The following is a 16,684-nucleotide window of genomic DNA, read 5'->3' as shown; positions in this document are numbered from 1 at the left end:
CTTCAGCGCGCGGATTCGTGTCGGGCCTGCCACGCGCGGACCCTCCTCGTCGGTAGGGTCACGGACATGCGTAGGGCTTTCGGGGTAGTCGTCACGATGCTGGTCGCCGTTCTGGCACTGGCCGGATTCGCGTTGCCGGCATCGGCCGAAGCCGGCGACGAGATCAGGAACTTCACGATCGACTACACCGTCACATCGGACGGCGTACTGCAGGTCAAGGAGACGATCGACTACCACTTCGTGAGCACCGGCCGGCACGGCATCTACCGAGACCTGGTGACCCGCGAGCCGTACAAGGACGACGACTCGAAGGACCAGGAGTACCAGGTCTCGAACGTCCACGTGACCTCGCCGACGCGGGGCGTCAGCTCGGACTTCACCAAGACCACGACGGAGTCGAACAAGGGCCGGTACTCGACCGAGCGGATCAAGATCGGCTCGGCCGACGACACGGTCCCCGGTACCGAGGCGACGTACGTGATCACGTACGACGTGCGCGGCGCGCTGCGGCACTTCGCCGACCACAGCGAGCTGTACTGGGACGCGACCGGCCGCAGCTGGGACGCGACCATCGCGAACGTCCAGGTCAACGTCGACGTCCCGCAGGGCGTGACCAAGGTCGAGTGCTTCATCGGTACCGTCGGCTCGAACCAGAACTGCCCGTCCAGCACGGTCACCGGCGGCAAGGGTATGTTCGGCGCGACCCAGCTGGAGAGCGGCAACCAGCTCACGATCGTGGCCGGTATCACCGCGGGCGCGGTCAAGAACGACGCCCCGATCGTGGTCGACCCGCCGAGCTGGATGGAGCGCAACGGCCTGTCCTGGCTGCAGCTGATCGTCTCCGGCATCGTCACCGTCGCGGCGATCGTGGTCGCCGCGCTCTACGCGAAGCTCGGCAACAAGGACCAGCGGTACGCCGGGATGCCGCCGGGGACGTTCCCGCCCGACGGGGTCGCGGCCCAGCCGGTGAAGGACGATCTCCGTGAGGACCAGCTCCCGGTGGCGTTCGCGCCGCCGAAGATCCCGGTCGCCGAGGGCGGCCTGCTGATCGACGCGAAGGCGACCACCGTCGAGACGGCCGCGACGCTCATCGACATGGCCGTCCGCGGCGGCGTCCGGATCGACAACGACGGCACTACGCAGAAGGCGGTGCTGCTGAACCCGGCGGCCGCGACCGCTCCGCACGAGCAGGCGCTGATGTCCGGCCTCTTCCCGACACTGCAGCCCGGATCCGAGGTCGTGCTGCAGCGGGGCGCGGTCGGCGACAACACCATGCGGCACGCGCACAACGAGCTGATCAAGGCGCTCCGCAACCAGGTGCGGGCGCGCCAGTGGTACCTGCGGATGCCGCGGGCCGGAGGTGGTTCGGTGTTCAAGAACGGCTTCGGCTGTGCCTGTATGGCGATGATCGCGATCTGGGTTGTCGGCGCCGGCTTGTTCGGGACGGTGGCCAGCGCCGCGACCGGCGGGGCGGGCCGGGCGTTCGCGGTCTCGGTCCCGGTGATCGCCGTGATCGTTGCCCTAGGCATCTGGATCGCGGTCCGTGGCCGTGGGCAACGGAACCCGGCGGGCCGGGCGGTCACCGACCAGCTGGTCGGCTTCCGGAAGTACCTGGCCACCGCCGAGGCGGACCAGCTCCGGTTCGAGGAGGGCGAGGACATCTTCTCGAAGTACCTGCCGTGGGCGATCGCGTTCGGGCTCGCCGACCGCTGGCAGAAGGTGTGCGAGCAGCTGGTCGCCGCGGGCCGCATCCCGCAGGACCCGTACTGGTACTCCGGCCCGTCGTACTACACCTCCGGCTGGACCGCCGGCGCCGTCGGCTCGACCCTCGCCCACAGCTTCGACCCGCCGCCGACCCCGTCCAGCTCGGGCAGCGGCGGCGGCAGCTCTTCCGGCTTCAGCGGCGGCTTCTCCGGCGGTGGTGGCGGCGGCGGAGGCGGCGGGAGCTGGTGACCGTACGACGTGCACTCGGGGTGATTGGCGGCACGTTCCTCGCCGCCCTCGCCGTCCTGGTGCCGGCCGGAGTCGCGGTTCCGGCTGGTGCTGCGCCGGCGGCGGACGGTGACGAGATCAAGAACTTCACGATCGACTACACGGTGTCCGCGGACGGTGTGCTGCACGTCCAGGAGACGATCGCCTACAGGTTCGCAAGCATCGGCCGGCACGGAACCTACCGCGACCTCGTGGTCCGGGAGCCGTACAAGGACGACGGCTCGAAGGACCAGAAGTACGAGGTTTCCGGCATCAAGGTGTCGAGCGACGCGCCGGCCGGTTTCACCACCGAGACGATCAAGTCCCATTCCGACCGGGACCAGATCCTGCGGATCAAGATCGGCTCCGAGACCCAGCGGATCCCGCTGGACCATGCGACGTACCTGATCACCTACGACGTACGCGGCGCACTACGGCACTTCGCCGACCACAGCGAGCTGTACTGGGACGCCACCGGCAGCGGCTGGGACGCGGTGATCGACAAGGTCACGGTCGATGTCACGGTTCCGCAGGGCGTCACCCAGGTGGAGTGCTTCGCGGGCGAGACCGGCTCGACGCGGACCTGCGCGCAGAAGTCGGCGAGCGGCGGCAAGGGCGTGTTCGGTGCCCCGAACCTGGTCCGCGGCAGCCAACTCACGGTCGTCGCCGGGATCAGGTCCGGCGCCGTGCAGAACGACACCCCGATCGTGGTCGACCCGCCGACCTGGATGCAGCGGAACGGACTGTCCTGGCTCGCGCTCGCGGGTTCCGGGGCGCTGACGCTGGCGGGAGTCGCATTCGCCCTGTTCTACCGGCGGATGGGCAATCGGGACGAGCGGTACGCCGGTCTGCCGCCAGGCACCGTCCCGCCGGACGGCGTCGCCACCCGGCTGGTGAAGGACGATCTCAGCGAGGACCAGCTGCCGATCGCGTTCGCGCCGCCGCGGATCCCGGTCGGCGAGGGTGGCGTGTTGCTCAACAGGAGCGCGACGACCCGCGAGGTCTCGGCCACGCTCATCGACCTGGCGGTGCGTGGCGCCGTACGGATCGACAACTCCAGCGACCGCGCGCGGAAGGCGGTCCTCGTCGACCCGGCGGTCGCGATCGCGCCGCACGAGAAGGCTTTGCTCAAGGGGCTGTTCCCGTCGCAGGAGTCCGGTGACGAGCGACTGCTCCTGCCGCCGGGCCGAGGCAACTACACGATGCAACGGGTCGCGAACGAGACGATCGCTGCCCTGTGGGCGCAGGTCCGGGAGCGGAAGTGGTACCGAAGGCTGCCGCACGGGTCGGGCAGCGGCGGGAGCTCGGGCGTTGCTTGGCTCAGCGCGATCGCGGTCGTCGTACTCGCCGTTGCCGCGGGACAGCTCGGGTCGGGTCCGTTCACCGGTGGGCGGTTCCTGGTGATCGTCGTACCTGCGATCACACTGCTGGTGGTGGTGTGGGCGTGGCGAGCGCAGCAGCGGCGGGGGAGGCGGACAGCGGCCGGGCGGGCGGTTCTGGACCAGGTCATCGGATTCCGGACGTACCTCGCGACCGCCGAGGCCGATCAGTTGCGGTTCGAGGAGGGCGAGGACATCTTCTCGAAGCACCTGCCCTGGGCGATCGCCTTCGGCCTGGCGGATCGCTGGCAGCAGGTCTGTGCGGAGCTGGTCCAGGTCGGTCGGCTGTCCCCGGACCCGGTCTGGTACGTCGGTCCGTCGTACTACGCCTCCACCTGGACAGCCGCCTCGGTCGGTTCCACGGTCGCCGACTCGTTCGTTTCGCCGCCCTCGGCAAGCTCCAGCGGCTCGGGCGGCGGCAGTACCTCGGGCTTCAGCTTCAGCGGCGGGTCCTCCGGTGGTGGCGGTGGAGGCGGAGGCGGCGGGAGCTGGTAGGCCGGACGGCTCAGACCGCGCCGCCGGCGGCGGCCGGGGCGGTCGGGTCGGCGGCGGTGTCGCCGACCACCTCGCGGGCCAGGAAGTCCTCGAGGTGGAACAGGTTGTCACCGGCGCGCTGTGCGACGTTCACGAGCGTCTTCATCGCGGCGACCTCCTCGACCTGCTCCTTGAGGAACCACTGCATGAACTGCTCACCGACGTAGTCGCTCTCGTCGCGGGCCGTACGGGCCAGCGTCTCGATCTGCTTGGTGACGGTGATCTCCTGCGCCAGCGCGAGCTCCAGCGGCTCGATCGCGGTCTTGAAATCCGACTCGACCTCGCCGACCGACGGGATCTGCGGCCGGATGTCCTTGTCCAGCAGGTACTGCACCATCATCATCGCGTGGTTGCGCTCTTCCAGGGACTGCTTGTAGAAGTGCGCGGCCAGCCGCGGGAGATCCTGCGCGTCGTACCAGACAGCGACTGCCACGTACTGCTGCGACGCGGTGAATTCGTTCCGGATCTGTTCCTGCAGGAGTTTCTCGTACGTGCTCATTCCGTCAATCTACTCTGTCCCAGCGCGATCACCTCGGTGTCGCCGCCGGGCAGGCCGATCCGGACCGTCGTACCGTCCACCCGCACATCGATGCCCTCGGCAAGCGCTTCCGGCCGCAGTGCGTCCCGGGTGAGCAGTACGGCGTTCACCAGCACAAGCGGTTCGCCGTGATGCTGTGCGGTCAGGTACGGCGTCGCCGAGTGGACGCCGAACGGGTTCACACCTACCGCTCGGTGCACGCCCGCTGCTTCATACCCGTACAACCCGACAACCGCAGACAACAACCCGTCCGCGCTGCGCGCGGACGCGGTGGTGGGGGTGGAGGTGGTGGGGGCGGCGCCCGCTTCCTCCGCCGTCTCCGCTCGCTCCGGCGGCGCAGCCGCCGTGGAGGTTGCCTCAGGCAAGGAGTTTCCGGCGATGGCGAAGCCGGCGCTGCGGACGGCCGCGCCCTCCGGGCCTTCGACCAGGGCGCATCGGATCTCCCACCCGTTGTGGACCAGCGACGTGACCTCGATCCGCCACGGACCGTCGGCCCCGAGCCATGACTTGTGCCACGAGGACGCCGTACGTCCCTCGACGCCGAGCCGCCGGATCCGCCCCCGCGCGCTCGCGACACCATCGGGCGACACCAACGAGATCAGGTTGTCGATCCCCGGCTCGTGATCCGACAGGTCCGGCCCCGCGTGGTTCGCGTACGCCAGCCGGTTGTAGTGCGGATCACCCGCCGGCTCGACACCTTCGGGTTCGGCAACGGGCGCATGGTCGGCGCCGTGGTTCACCAGCTGCACGACCTGATCGTGCCGGCTGGCGTGCACGATCCACCCCGGCTCTGGCATCGCCTTCAGCTGATCCGCGTCGTCCAGCGGAACCGAGTCCTCCGGATCCGACCAGACCGGATGCTCCGGCGGCAGGATCAACCCGACGAAACCCTTCGAAGCCCAGTACGGCGACCCAGGTCCGGAGTACTGCTGCGTCGTCGGCAGGAACGTGTCGTACCACCCGAGCGTCAGCACCCCACGCTCGTCCGGCACCCCGTGCTGGACGAAATGCCGCGCGATCCCGGAGCACAACCGCCGCGTCTCACCCGGGCTCAGCGGCGTCGAGTCGAGCAATGCGCCCATCCAGTACGGCGCCGCGGCCGCCATCCGGTACGTCAGCGACCGCCCCTGGTAGATCGGCGCCCCGTCGTTCCCGACGAGGTGTACGGCGTCCTCGAGGAACAGCCGGATCCGCTCCTTGTACAGCTTCAGGCGGTCCTCGTACTGCGCTCCCGGCGTCGCGGCGGCCATCCGCGCCCACAGACCCGGGTACAGGTGCATCGCCCAGCCGATGTAGTTGTCGAAGTTCTGGCCGTCGCCGTCGGAGTACCAGCCGTTGCCGACGTACCAGTCCTCGATCCGGTCGAGGCCGCCGTCGATGTCCTCCTGCTTGTACGGCGCGCCGACCGACGCGAGGAACTGCTCGCTGACGACCTGGAACAGCCGCCAGTTGTTGTCGTGCGTGGTCGACCCGATGAACCCGCCGAGCCACTCCGCGACGTGCTCCTGCGCCCGGGTGTCGAGGCGGTCCCAGATCCACTCGCGGGTCTCGTGCAGCGATACCGCGATCGCCGCGGCCTCGACCATCTGTTGCGACCGCGGGGTGAGCCGCAGCCACGCCTCCGGGTGGTCCGGGTTCGCACCGTTCGCGACGCCCCGTGCGTACCGCTCGATCAGCTGCTCACAACCCTTGCCCTGCACGCCGGCGATCCGGAACGCGGCCAGCATGAACGACCGGGCGAAACCTTCCAGCGCGTCGGACGCCGTACCGGACCGGCTCGGGCGGCCGGGCAGCTGGACCAGCGACCCGCCGGGGGAGAAGTACGGCACGAGCGAGTCGAGCAGGTGATCCGCGAGTGCCTCCCAATGCGCCCGCACCCAGCCGGTCTGGCGCGAAAGCTCGCGGTCGGTCGCGGGCAGGATCAGGCGGGTCACTAGGCGAGCCTTCCGAGTTCGGTGGGGCTGATGGCGTGTTGCAGGGGTTGTCCGGTGGCGAGGCGTTCGAGTTCGCTGACGGCGAGTTCGCCGAGGCGGGCGATCTCGTTGCCGACGGCACCGGCGACGTGCGGGGTGACGAAGACGTTCGGCAGGTCGAGCAGCGGCGAGTCCGGCGGCAGCGGCTCCGGGTCGGTGACGTCGAGGACCGCGTCGATCCGGCCCGACGCGCACGCGCGGAGCAGCGCGTCGGAGTCGATGATCTTGCCGCGGGCGGTGTTGATCAGCGAGGCGCCGTCCTTCAGCAGGCCGAGCAGGCGGGCATCGACGAGGCCGACGGTCTCGGGCAGCAGCGGGGCGTGCACGCTGAGGATGTCGCTGCGGCTGAAGAGCGTGTCGTTGTCCACCAGCTCCGCGCCCAGCCCGGCGGCCTCGTCCGCGGTCAGGTAGGGGTCGCTGATCAGTACTTCGAGATCGAACGTGCGCAGCCGCTCGGCGACCATCCGCGCGATCCGCGACGCCCCGAGCAGGCCGACCGTGGCGCCGTAGTTGCCAGGCATCTCGTGCGCGTCGGCCTTGCGCCGCTCGAGCCGGTACTGCGCCGCGAGCCGGAACGCCCGCTTGCCGGCCATCACGATCGCCGCGACCGTGAACTCGGCGACCGGCTGCGCGTTCGCGGTGGCCGCCGACGAGACCTGGATGCCGCGGTCGAACGCGATCGGGTCCACGATCGCCTTCACCGAGCCGGCCGCGTGCAGGATCGCCTGGAGCTTGGGCGCCTCGTCCAGGACGTCCGGCCCGATCCGCGGACAGCCCCAGCCCGTGAGCAGTACGTCGACGTCCGGGAGCGCCGCCCGTACGGCGGGGTCGGCGAGGAAGCTCGTACCGGGGCCGACCGGCAGGACGGTGGCGACCGCTTCCAGGCGCTGCCGGACACGCGGGACGAGCACGCGCTCGCGGCTGCCGGCGTTCATCGCCAGCATGACGGTCGGGGCGGAAGTCGGTTCGAGGCTCACGGGGACCACGCTAGCAAGCGCTTTCCAGAGTTGTCGCCCCGGTGCCGAGTCTTGGAACATCCTGAATCTTCCCTGCAACTTCTGGCTGACCGGAATTTGTCCGGCGCACCCCGGCGTTGGGGACAATAGAAGGGCCAGTTGGCGACTGCGAAGGAGACGACGATGCTGCGACCGGACGACCTCTACGAGATCGTCGACGAGTCGGTGGCGACCGGCCCGGCGGCGACGCCGAAGGTCATGGTGCACTCGCTGGACGGGTTCATGGACGCCGGCCAGGCCGGCCGCGTGACCGCCGACCACCTGCTCGAGGTGCTGGACCACCGGTTGCTGGCGCGGTTCGACGTCGACCTGCTGCACGATTACCGGGCCCGCCGGCCCGAGGTGACGTTCGCCGAGGACCGGTTCACCGACTACACCCCGCCGCACCTCTCGCTGCACCTCGTCACCGACGACGCGGGCGTCGAGTTCCTGCTGCTGGAGGGCGCCGAGCCGGACAACCACTGGGATCGGTTCGCCGGCGCGATCCGCCAGCTGATCGATCTGTACAACGTGACCCTCACGATCGGCGTCCACGGCATCCCGATGGGAGTCCCGCACACCCGCCCGCTCGGCCTGACCGCGCACGCGACCCGGCCGGAGCTGGTCACCCGCTCGAACATCTGGGACGGCGAGATGGTGCTGCCCGCGAGCGCCGGCACGATGCTCCAGGTCCGCCTGGGCGAGGCCGGCAAGGACGCGATGGGCTTCGCCGTCCACGTCCCGCACTACCTCGCCGAGAACCGCTTCCCGGGTGCCGCGCTGGCGCTCGTGCACGCAATCTCGGCCGCGACCGGCCTGCTCCTCCCTAGCAAGGCCCTGCTCGACGAGGCCGCCGTCACGGGTCGGCTGGTCGACGAGCAGGTCGACGCCTCGGAGGACGCCAGCGCGGTGGTGAAGGCCCTCGAGACGCAGTACGACGCCGCAGCCGGCTCACTGAGCCGGAAGAGCCTCCTCGCCGACTCCACCCCGTCCGCCGATGAACTGGGCGCCGAGGTGGAGCAGTTCCTCGCCGAGCTGAACCGCGAAGACGACAACTGACCGCACGCCCTCGCCCCGCCCGGTCCCCGGCGCCGCATTTGCCCTGGTTGACCAGGCAAATCGGGGGTTTGTGACCCTCAGCGAGGCTCAGGAACCCGGCGTTTGGTGGGTATGCCAGCCAAATGGGACATGAGGCGGGCGGGGCGTACGTGACGGTTTCCACAGTGGGTACGGCGGAGTAGGGCGGCTGCGCCTGTCAGGATGAGGCATGCCTGAGTCGTTGGAGGATCTGGTCGAGCTGCTCGACCTGGAGAAGATCGACGTCGACCTGTTCCGGGGTCGTCAGCCGCAGACCTCGATGCAGCGGGTGTTCGGCGGGCAGGTCCTCGGACAGGCGCTCGCCGCGGCCAGCCGGACCGTCGACGCCGAGCGCGTCGTGCACTCCCTGCACGGGTACTTCCTGCGCGCCGGAGACACGTCGGTACCGATCGTGTACCGCGCGGAGCCGACCCGTGACGGCGGATCGTTCAGCAGCCGCCGGGTGGTCGCGTCCCAGCACGGGAAGCCGATCTTCTACATGTCGGCGTCGTTCCAGCGGCCGGAGCCCGGTCTCGACCACCAGGACCCGATGCCGGACGACGTCGTACCGCCGGAAGAGGCGCCGCGCCTCGCGACCGTACTCGAAGCGCGGAGCGGACGGCCCGCGGCGGACTGGGACCGCGAATGGGCGTCGCTCGACGTACGGCTGGCCGGGGTGACGGGCCGGCAGTTCTGGATCCGCGCCGCCGGGAAGCTGCTCGACGAGCCGGCGTTGCACGCGTGTGTGCTCGCGTATGCGAGTGACCTGACGTTGCTCGGGGCCAGCCTGCTGCCGCACGGCATCGTGATCGGCGACCGGCGGATCCAGCCCGCGTCGCTCGACCACGCGCTCTGGTTCCACCGCCCGTTCCGCGCTGACGAGTGGCTGCTGTACGACCAGGCATCGCCGTCGGCGTCCGGCGCGCGGGGCTTCGCCACCGGCCGGCTCTACACCGTGGACGGCCGCCTGATCGCGTCCGTCGCACAGGAGGGACTCATCCGTCCGGTCGGGTTGGATTCGGATCTGCTAACTTAGGAGCATGTTGCAGCGCGCAGTAGTGACGACGACGCCGAGGTTCGTCCCGGCGCGCTGACAGCTGACTGTCGACCGAAGCCCCGGGGCGAGTGCCCCGGGGCTTCGTCGTGCCCGGTGGTCTCTCGCCCCATCTCAACGAGGAGACCACCATGTACGACCACCGTAAGATCGGCCGCGAACTCGGCCTGTTCGACTCCGACCCGCTCATCGGCGCGGGCCTGCCCTACTGGCTGCCGGCCGGCGCCGCCGTACGGCGTGCGCTCGAGAGCTACATCGCTGAGGTGGAGCGAAGAGCCGGCTACCAGCAGGTGTATTCGCCGGTGCTGGCGAAGAAGGAGCTGTACGAGATCTCCGGCCACTGGGCGAAGTACCACGACGACATGTACCCGCCGATGGACATGGGCGGCGAGGAACTCGTCCTGCGGCCGAGCATCTGCCCGCACCACGCGCTGATGTACCGCTCCCGCTCGCACAGCTACCGTGAACTCCCGCTGCGCATCTCCGAACTCGGCGGCCAGTACCGCGCCGAGTTGTCCGGCGCGATCGGCGGACTGAGCCGGGTCCGCGCGATGCAGCTGAACGACGCGCACATCTTCTGCCGCCTCGACCAGGTCGCCGCCGAGGCCGCGTCGGCGCTGAAGCTGATCAACCAGGCGTACGCCGATATGGGCGTCGCGGCGTCTCGCTACGTCCTCGCGCTGCCTTCCGTCGATGCCGAGTTCAACAGTCCGTCGAGCAAGTACGTCGGTGACGCGGCGAGCTGGGCGCAGGCCGCCGAGCTGCTCCGCGAGGTGCTGAAGGACGCCGGCGTCGACTATGAGGACGCGCCGGGGGACGCCGCGTTCTACGGGCCGAAGATCGACATCCAGATGATGGATTCGGCCGGTCGCGAGTTCAGCCTGTCGACCGTCCAGCTCGACTTCCACCAGCCGGCCGCGTTCGGGCTCGAGTACATCGGTGCCGACGGCAACAAACACCGGCCGGTGATGGTGCACCGGGCGATCGTCGGCAGTATCGAACGGGCGATGGCCCAGCTGATCGAGGTGCACGGCGGCGCGTTCCCGGCGTGGCTCGCGCCGGTGCAGGTCGTCGTACTGCCGATCTCGGACGACGAGGAGAAGCTCGCCGTCGAGGTCGCCCGGCGGGCGTCGGACCGCGGCCTGCGGGTGGAGATCGCGCACGCCGACGAGGGCAGCCTCGGCGCGCGGATCCGGGAGAACCGGCTGGCGCCGTACCAGGCCGTCATCGGGGCGCGCGAAGCCGAGGCCGGTGCCCTGGCGATCCGCGAACGCGACGGCCTCCGGTGGGAGCCGGCCCCGATCGGCGAGGTGCTGGACCGGATCCGGCGTGCGGCGGTGCCCCAGGCCATCGCAATCGCCGACGAGGATGCGGCGTGAGCGCGAGCGCCGGCTGCGGAGCGCGATTGTGATGGCCTGGCGGTTCAGCGTTCCTGTAGCTGGCCGATCAGGTGCGTCACGTCGTGTGAGTCGTCGTACAGCGCGAAGTCGGTGGTCTTGCCGGACTGCTGGAAGCCGAACTGGACCCGCGACGGGAGCAGCAACGGCTTGCGGAAGTCCACGCGGACCGTGAAGGCGTCCGGCAGCGCGCCGGCCCGCTGGATCGACGCGAGCGCGGCAGCCTTGGCCCACATACCGTGCGCGATCTGGCGCGGGAACCCGAACGCCTGGGCAGTGAGCTTGAACAGGTGGATCGGGTTCCGGTCGCCGGACGCGGCGGCGTACCGGCGGCCGAGGTTGCCGCGCAGGTCCCACCACGCGTTCGCGGTCAGCACCGGGTCGGGCAGCAGGTCGGCGTGCGCGTCCGGCGTACCGGCCGAGCGGCTGAGCAGCGTCGTCAGGTCGCTCCACACCAGTTCGTGGTCGACGAAGACCTCGCTGACCACGTCGAACACGGTGCCCTTCGGATGCGGGCGTTCGGGTGTGCTGTGCACGCGGATCGACGGCTCGGCGTGCAGCTGGATCGGCTGCTTCTGCGTGATCGTGTTGGACAGGTGCACGATCCCCATCGGCTTGTACGGGAATGAGGGATCGGACATCAGGTCCAGGTGCAGCGGGAAGGCCAGGACATGCGGATACGTCGGGGGCAGCGCGGGACCGGCCTGGAAACCGGTGACCTCGCGGTACGCCGTCAGGTGGTCCTGGTCGATCGACGACCGGGGGAGCTCGAGGGTGAGGCCGTCCTCGTTCGGCTCGTAGTCGGCACGGCGCAGGGTGGCCTTGACGGTCCGCGCGTACAGCGAACCGAGGCCGGGGGAGTCGTCGTACCGCCGGGTGGGCATCTCACGCGCCCAACAGGCTCTGACCGCAGACGCGGACCACGTTGCCGGTCACGCCCGCGGACGCCGGGTCCGCGAACCAGGCGATCGTCTCCGCGACGTCGATCGGCAGGCCGCCTTGTTGCAGGGAGTTCAGCCGGCGGCCGACCTCGCGGATCGTGAACGGGATCTTCGCGGTCATCTCGGTCTCGATGAACCCGGGCGCTACCGCGTTGATCCGGATCTGCTTCTCGGCGAGTACGGGCGCGAGCGCCTGCACCAGACCGATCACGCCGGCCTTCGAGGTCGCGTAGTTCGTCTGGCCGTTGTTGCCGGCGATCCCGGCCATCGACGAGACGCCGACGATCGAGCCGCCGTCGCGGAGCGCACCGGATTCGACCAGGTGCTTGGTGATCCGCTCGGGCGCCCGCAGGTTCACGTCGAGGACGGCGTCCCAGGCGTCGGTCCGCATGTTCACCAGCCGCCGGTCGCGGGTGATGCCGGCGTTGTGTACGACGATGTCGAGGCCGCCGTGCTGCTCCTGCGCGTGCGCCGCGATCCGCTGCGCCGCGTCGACGGCGGTCACGTCGAGGAGCAGCTCGGTACCGCCGATCTTGGAGATCACCTTGCGCAGGGGGTCCGCGTTCTGCGGTACGTCGAGGCCGATCACGGTCGCACCGTCGCGGGCGAGCGTGTTCGCGATCGCGGCGCCGATACCGCGCGCTGCGCCGGTGACCAACGCCGTACGGCCGGCCAGCGGGCGCTGCGGGTCGTTGCTGACCAGCGGGCCGGTGCCGATCCGGGCGACCTGGCCGTCGACGTACGCCGACTTGGGGGAGAGGAAGAAGCGGAGCGTCGAGTCGAGCTGCTCGTGCGCGTCGGGAGCGACGTACACCAGGTTGACCGTGGCGCCGCGCTTCACCTCCTTGCCGAGGCTGCGGGTGAAGCCCTCCAGCGCGCGCTGCGCGATGTGCTGGTCAGTGGAGCTGGCGAGCTCCGGAGTACGGCCGACGACGATCACGCGGCCCGCCGGGGCGAGCTGGCGGATGACCGGGGAGAAGAACCGTTGCAGGCTGCTCAGGTCCGCGGTCGAGGTGGCGCCGGTCGCGTCGAAGACCAGCGCCTTCGGCCGGATCCCGATCGACGCGACGCCTTCGGTCGCCGTACTGAAGGAGGCGCCGATGTCGCGCAGCAGGGCCTGGATCGCCTTGCCGGCGTCGGTCTCACCGATCGCGCCGAAGACGACCGTACCGTCGATCACCGGGGCGCCCTCGTACCAGCGCGGCAGCGGCATCGGGTCGGGCAGGCCCAGGTTCTTCACCAGGGTCTTGCCGAGCGGCGTCCGGGTGAAGGTCTGGTAGCGATCCGTCATCTCAGCTCCTACTTCTCGAGGATGGCGACGACACCCTGGCCACCCGCGGCGCAGATCGAGATCAGCCCGCGGCCGCCACCGTTCTCGTCCAGTTGCTTGGCCAGCGCGGCGACGATCCGCCCGCCGGTCGCCGCGAACGGGTGCCCCGCGGCCAGCGAGCTGCCGTTCACGTTCAGCTTGTCCCGGTCGACCTCGCCGAGCGGAGCGTCCAGGCCGAGCCGTTCCTTGCAGAAGATCGGATCCTCCCACGCCTTCAGCGTGGCGAGCACCTGGGACGCGAACGCCTCGTGGATCTCGTAGTAGTCGAAGTCCTGGAGCGTCAGCCCGGCCCTGGCCAGCATCCGCGGTACGGCGTACGCGGGGGCCATCAGCAGGCCCTCGGCGCCCTTCACGTAGTCGACCGCGGCGGTCTGCGAGTGGGTCAGGTACGCGAGTGGGCGGAGACCGTGCTCCTGCGCCCACTCGTCGGTGGACAGCAGTACGGTCGAGGCGCCGTCGGTCAGCGGGGTCGAGTTGCCGGCGGTCATCGTCGCGGTCTCGCCCTTGCCGAAGACGGGCTTCAGCTTCGCGAGCTTCTCGAGCGTGGTGTCGGGTCGGAGGTTCTGGTCCTTCTCGAGGCCGAGGTACGGCGTGATCAGGTCCTGCTGGAAGCCCCGGTCATACGCTGCGGCGAGGTTGAGGTGGGACTTGTAGGCCAGCTCGTCCTGCGCCTCGCGGGTGATGCCCCACTCCAGCGCGGTCAGGGCGGCGTGGTCGCCCATCGACTTCCCGGTCCGCGGCTCGGCGTTGCGCGGGATCTCCGGTACGACGTCCCTCGGACGGACGCGGGCCAGGACCTTGAGGCGGTCCGAGTACGTCTTGGCGCGGTTGAGGTCGAGGAGGACGTTGCGCAGGTGGTCGTTGACGCTCAGGGGGGCGTCGGACGCCGTGTCGACGCCACCCGCGATGCCCGCGTCGATCTGGCCGAGCGCGATCTTGTTGCCGACCAGGATCGCCGCCTCGAGCCCGGTGCCGCAGGCCTGTTGGATGTCGTACGCCGGGGTGGTCGGCGCGAGCTTCGAACCGAGCACGACCTCGCGGACCATGTTCCAGTCGCGCGCGTGCTTGAGGACGGCGCCGGCGACCACTTCGCCGACCTCCTGCCCGCCGAGGCCGGTCCGGTCGACCAGGCCGTTCAGCGCGGCGGTCAGCATGTCGGAGTTGGAGGCGTGCCGGTAGGTCTTGTCCTGCCGGGCGAACGGGATCCGGTTGCCGGCGACCACGGCCACCTTGCGCGGTTCGGTCACGATGTCTCTCCTGCTCTAGCGGAGCGGGTGGTGGATTTCTTGGTCGGGGCTGTTCGTACTGTCTTGGCGGCGGTTTTGGCGGCTGTCTTGGCGGCGAACAGGGCCTTGCGGCCCACGGCGGTCGCGAGGGTGGCGGTGATCGCGGTCTCGCGGACCGTACCGACATCGGCATGATGCACCACCGGGTGCCCCGGCTGCCCGCTCGACACGATCAATCCGACCCTTGCCATATGCAACGATCCCAGGGTCTGCGTGTACAGGTGGTTGGCCAGGTACGCGGTGTCGACCTCGTCGAAGACGCCGGCGCGCTGCCCCGCCTGGAGGACCTGGGCGATCCGGTCCAGCGCGGCCGCCATCGCCGTACCGAGCTTGACCATGACCGGCTCAGTGATCTCGCCGAACAACTCCTCGCCGGTCCGCCTCAGCAGGCTCATCGCGCAGTCCGTGAACGCCGGGTAGCCGAGGCAGAAGTCGACGAACGTCTCACTCAGCGACTTGAGCCGGTTCAGCGGGGTCCTTCTCGGACTGTCGATCTGTTGCAGGCGATCGTCGAGTTCCTGCAGGTAGTCGACGAGCGTGAGCGCGAACAGTTCTTCCTTGCCGGCGAAGTGCCGGTAGATCAGCGCCTTGTTGATCCCGACCCGCTTGGCGATGTCGTCGATCTGGGCGTCGATCGTGCCGCGCTCGTCGAAGATCTCCCGGGTGGCCCGGATGATGTCCCGCTCCCGGTCGCGACGACGCTCCGCCGTGGTCCGGCGGCGTCCGATCGCGAGCAGCGCGGAGCTCATGCACCGATCTTAGCCACAGCAGTACCCCTTGGTGCAAACGACAGTTACACTCGTCGGTAACATCCCTGCTCTTGTGAGGATCTGATGACCGACTCTGTTGTGTCCGCAGACGTGATGGCGCTCGCCGGTGAGCTCGGCGCCGAGCGGTCCAAGCCGGGCTGGAGCCCCTTCTCCCTCGCGCTCAACGAGGAGCAGAAGGAGATCCGCGACTGGGCCCACTCCTTCGCCGCCGACGTGATCCGCCCGGCCGCCGCGGAATGGGACGAGCGCGAAGAGACCCCCTGGCCGGTCATCCAGGAGGCCGCCAAGATCGGCCTGTACGGTCTCGACGCCAACGTCAACCTGTTCGTCGACCCGTCCGGCCTGCTGATGCCGCTCGTCCACGAAGAGCTCTTCTGGGGCGACGCCGGCATCGGCATGTCCCTCAAGGGCACCGGCCTCGCGTCGTCCGCGATCTTCTCGAACGGTACGCCGGAACAGTGGAGTCAGTGGATGCCCCGCTGCTACGGGACGCCTGACGACGTACGCGTCGCCGCCTTCTGCTCCTCCGAACCCGGCGCGGGCTCTGACGTGTCGGCGATCCGCACTCGTGCTGTGTACGACGAGGCGTCGCACGAGTGGGTCATCAACGGGCAGAAGGCCTGGGCGACGAACGGCGGCATCGCGGACATCCACGTCGTCGTCGCTACCGTCGACCCGTCGTTGGGCACCAAGGGCCAGGCGGCGTTCGTCGTACCCAAGTCCGAGGTCCGCGGCCTGGAGCAGGGCACGAAATTGAGGAAGCACGGCCTGCGCGCCTCCCACACCGCCGACGTCTTCTTCGACAACGTCCGCATCCCTGCCGGCAACGTCCTCGGCGGCAAGGAAAAACTCGACGAACGCCTCGCCCGCGCCCGCGAAGCCGCTGCTCAGGAAGCCGCTGCCCGTGCCGCCGCCCCCGCCGGCGCGAGTGCTGATGCCGCGGCCGCCCGCCCGGCCGGCCGCAACGCCTCGATGGCCACCTTCGAAATGACCCGCCACATCGTCGGCGCCCAAGCCATCGGCATCGCCCGCGCCGCCTACGAAGTAGCCCTCGACTACGCCAAGACCCGCGAACAATTCGGCCGCCCGATCATCGACAACCAGGGCATCGCCTTCAAACTCGCCGACATGGCCATGGAAATCGACGCCGCACGGTTGCTGGTCTGGCGAGCCGCCAACATGTCCGCCGCCCTGATGCGCGGCGAAACCCCCGACTACCGCCACGGCGAAGGCTCCATGGCCAAACTCAAGGCCGGCGAGGTAGCCGTCCGCGTAACCGAAGAAGCCATCCAAATCCTCGGCGGCAACGGCTACACCCGCGAATACCCAGTAGAACGCATGCACCGAGACGCCAAGATCTACACCATCTTCGAAGGCACCAGCGAGATCCAACGCCTCGTCATCGCCCGAGCCATCTCAGGCATGCGCATCCGGTAGGT

Annotated in this window: 13 protein-coding genes; 6 read left to right on the top strand and 7 right to left on the bottom strand. The window is 69.6% G+C overall.

Annotated elements, in window-relative coordinates; translation table 11 throughout:
- Positions 1-66 precede the first annotated feature (66 nt).
- Together ACZ5BU_RS11255 and ACZ5BU_RS11250 are read left to right on the top strand one after the other, a co-directional pair.
- Complete coding sequence (locus ACZ5BU_RS11255) at positions 67-1,953, top strand: DUF2207 domain-containing protein (RefSeq protein WP_465697738.1); 1,887 nt, start codon at positions 67-69, stop codon at positions 1,951-1,953.
- Positions 1,950-3,845 (top strand): DUF2207 domain-containing protein, encoded by a 1,896-nt coding sequence (locus ACZ5BU_RS11250; RefSeq protein WP_465697736.1) that lies wholly within the window; start codon positions 1,950-1,952, stop codon positions 3,843-3,845. The genes ACZ5BU_RS11255 and ACZ5BU_RS11250 overlap by 4 nt, the downstream gene beginning before the upstream one ends.
- Positions 3,846-3,855: 10 nt before the next feature.
- Here ACZ5BU_RS11250 and ACZ5BU_RS11245 read toward each other — a convergent pair whose 3' ends face one another.
- The 3 genes from ACZ5BU_RS11245 to ACZ5BU_RS11235 are packed head-to-tail and all read right to left on the bottom strand — an operon-like array spanning position 3,856 to position 7,372.
- Positions 3,856-4,383, bottom strand: coding sequence for a ferritin (locus ACZ5BU_RS11245; RefSeq protein WP_465697734.1), 528 nt, complete (start codon positions 4,381-4,383; stop codon positions 3,856-3,858).
- On the bottom strand, positions 4,380-6,356 hold the full coding sequence (locus ACZ5BU_RS11240) for a DUF2264 domain-containing protein (RefSeq protein WP_465697732.1): 1,977 nt from the start codon (positions 6,354-6,356) through the stop codon (positions 4,380-4,382). Before ACZ5BU_RS11240 ends, ACZ5BU_RS11245 begins: the two co-directional genes overlap by 4 nt.
- Positions 6,356-7,372, bottom strand: coding sequence for a hydroxyacid dehydrogenase (locus tag ACZ5BU_RS11235; protein WP_465697730.1), 1,017 nt, complete (start codon positions 7,370-7,372; stop codon positions 6,356-6,358). The genes ACZ5BU_RS11240 and ACZ5BU_RS11235 overlap by 1 nt, the downstream gene beginning before the upstream one ends.
- A gap of 162 nt (positions 7,373-7,534) precedes the next feature.
- Between ACZ5BU_RS11235 and ACZ5BU_RS11230 the strand changes: the two genes are divergently transcribed.
- The 3 genes from ACZ5BU_RS11230 (at position 7,535) to thrS (ending at position 10,900) form a co-directional block, all read left to right on the top strand.
- Positions 7,535-8,449, top strand: coding sequence for a proteasome assembly chaperone family protein (locus tag ACZ5BU_RS11230; protein ID WP_465697728.1), 915 nt, complete (start codon positions 7,535-7,537; stop codon positions 8,447-8,449).
- 208 nt (positions 8,450-8,657) lie between these two features.
- Complete coding sequence (locus ACZ5BU_RS11225; RefSeq protein ID WP_465697726.1) at positions 8,658-9,503, top strand: acyl-CoA thioesterase; 846 nt, start codon at positions 8,658-8,660, stop codon at positions 9,501-9,503.
- A gap of 149 nt (positions 9,504-9,652) precedes the next feature.
- Positions 9,653-10,900, top strand: coding sequence for a threonine--tRNA ligase (gene thrS, locus ACZ5BU_RS11220; RefSeq protein WP_465697724.1), 1,248 nt, complete (start codon positions 9,653-9,655; stop codon positions 10,898-10,900).
- Between the two features lie 44 nt (positions 10,901-10,944).
- Here thrS and ACZ5BU_RS11215 read toward each other — a convergent pair whose 3' ends face one another.
- The 4 genes from ACZ5BU_RS11215 to ACZ5BU_RS11200 are packed head-to-tail and all read right to left on the bottom strand — an operon-like array spanning position 10,945 to position 15,224.
- On the bottom strand, positions 10,945-11,802 hold the full coding sequence (locus tag ACZ5BU_RS11215; RefSeq protein WP_465697722.1) for a MaoC/PaaZ C-terminal domain-containing protein: 858 nt from the start codon (positions 11,800-11,802) through the stop codon (positions 10,945-10,947).
- Between the two features lies 1 nt (position 11,803).
- On the bottom strand, positions 11,804-13,150 hold the full coding sequence (locus tag ACZ5BU_RS11210) for a 3-oxoacyl-ACP reductase (RefSeq protein WP_465697720.1): 1,347 nt from the start codon (positions 13,148-13,150) through the stop codon (positions 11,804-11,806).
- Between the two features lie 8 nt (positions 13,151-13,158).
- On the bottom strand, positions 13,159-14,436 hold the full coding sequence (locus ACZ5BU_RS11205) for an acetyl-CoA C-acetyltransferase (protein WP_465697718.1): 1,278 nt from the start codon (positions 14,434-14,436) through the stop codon (positions 13,159-13,161).
- Positions 14,433-15,224 (bottom strand): TetR/AcrR family transcriptional regulator, encoded by a 792-nt coding sequence (locus ACZ5BU_RS11200; RefSeq protein ID WP_465697716.1) that lies wholly within the window; start codon positions 15,222-15,224, stop codon positions 14,433-14,435. The genes ACZ5BU_RS11205 and ACZ5BU_RS11200 overlap by 4 nt, the downstream gene beginning before the upstream one ends.
- 84 nt (positions 15,225-15,308) lie before the next feature.
- Here ACZ5BU_RS11200 and ACZ5BU_RS11195 point away from each other — a divergent pair, with 84 nt between their 5' ends.
- The gene (locus tag ACZ5BU_RS11195) at positions 15,309-16,682 is read left to right on the top strand and encodes an acyl-CoA dehydrogenase family protein (protein ID WP_465697714.1); all 1,374 of its coding nucleotides are present in this window, start codon (positions 15,309-15,311) and stop codon (positions 16,680-16,682) included.
- Positions 16,683-16,684: the final 2 nt, after the last annotated feature.

This window comes from Kribbella sp. NPDC031520, assembly GCF_055580825.1.
This window is presented reverse-complemented; position numbering and strand designations above follow the sequence as displayed.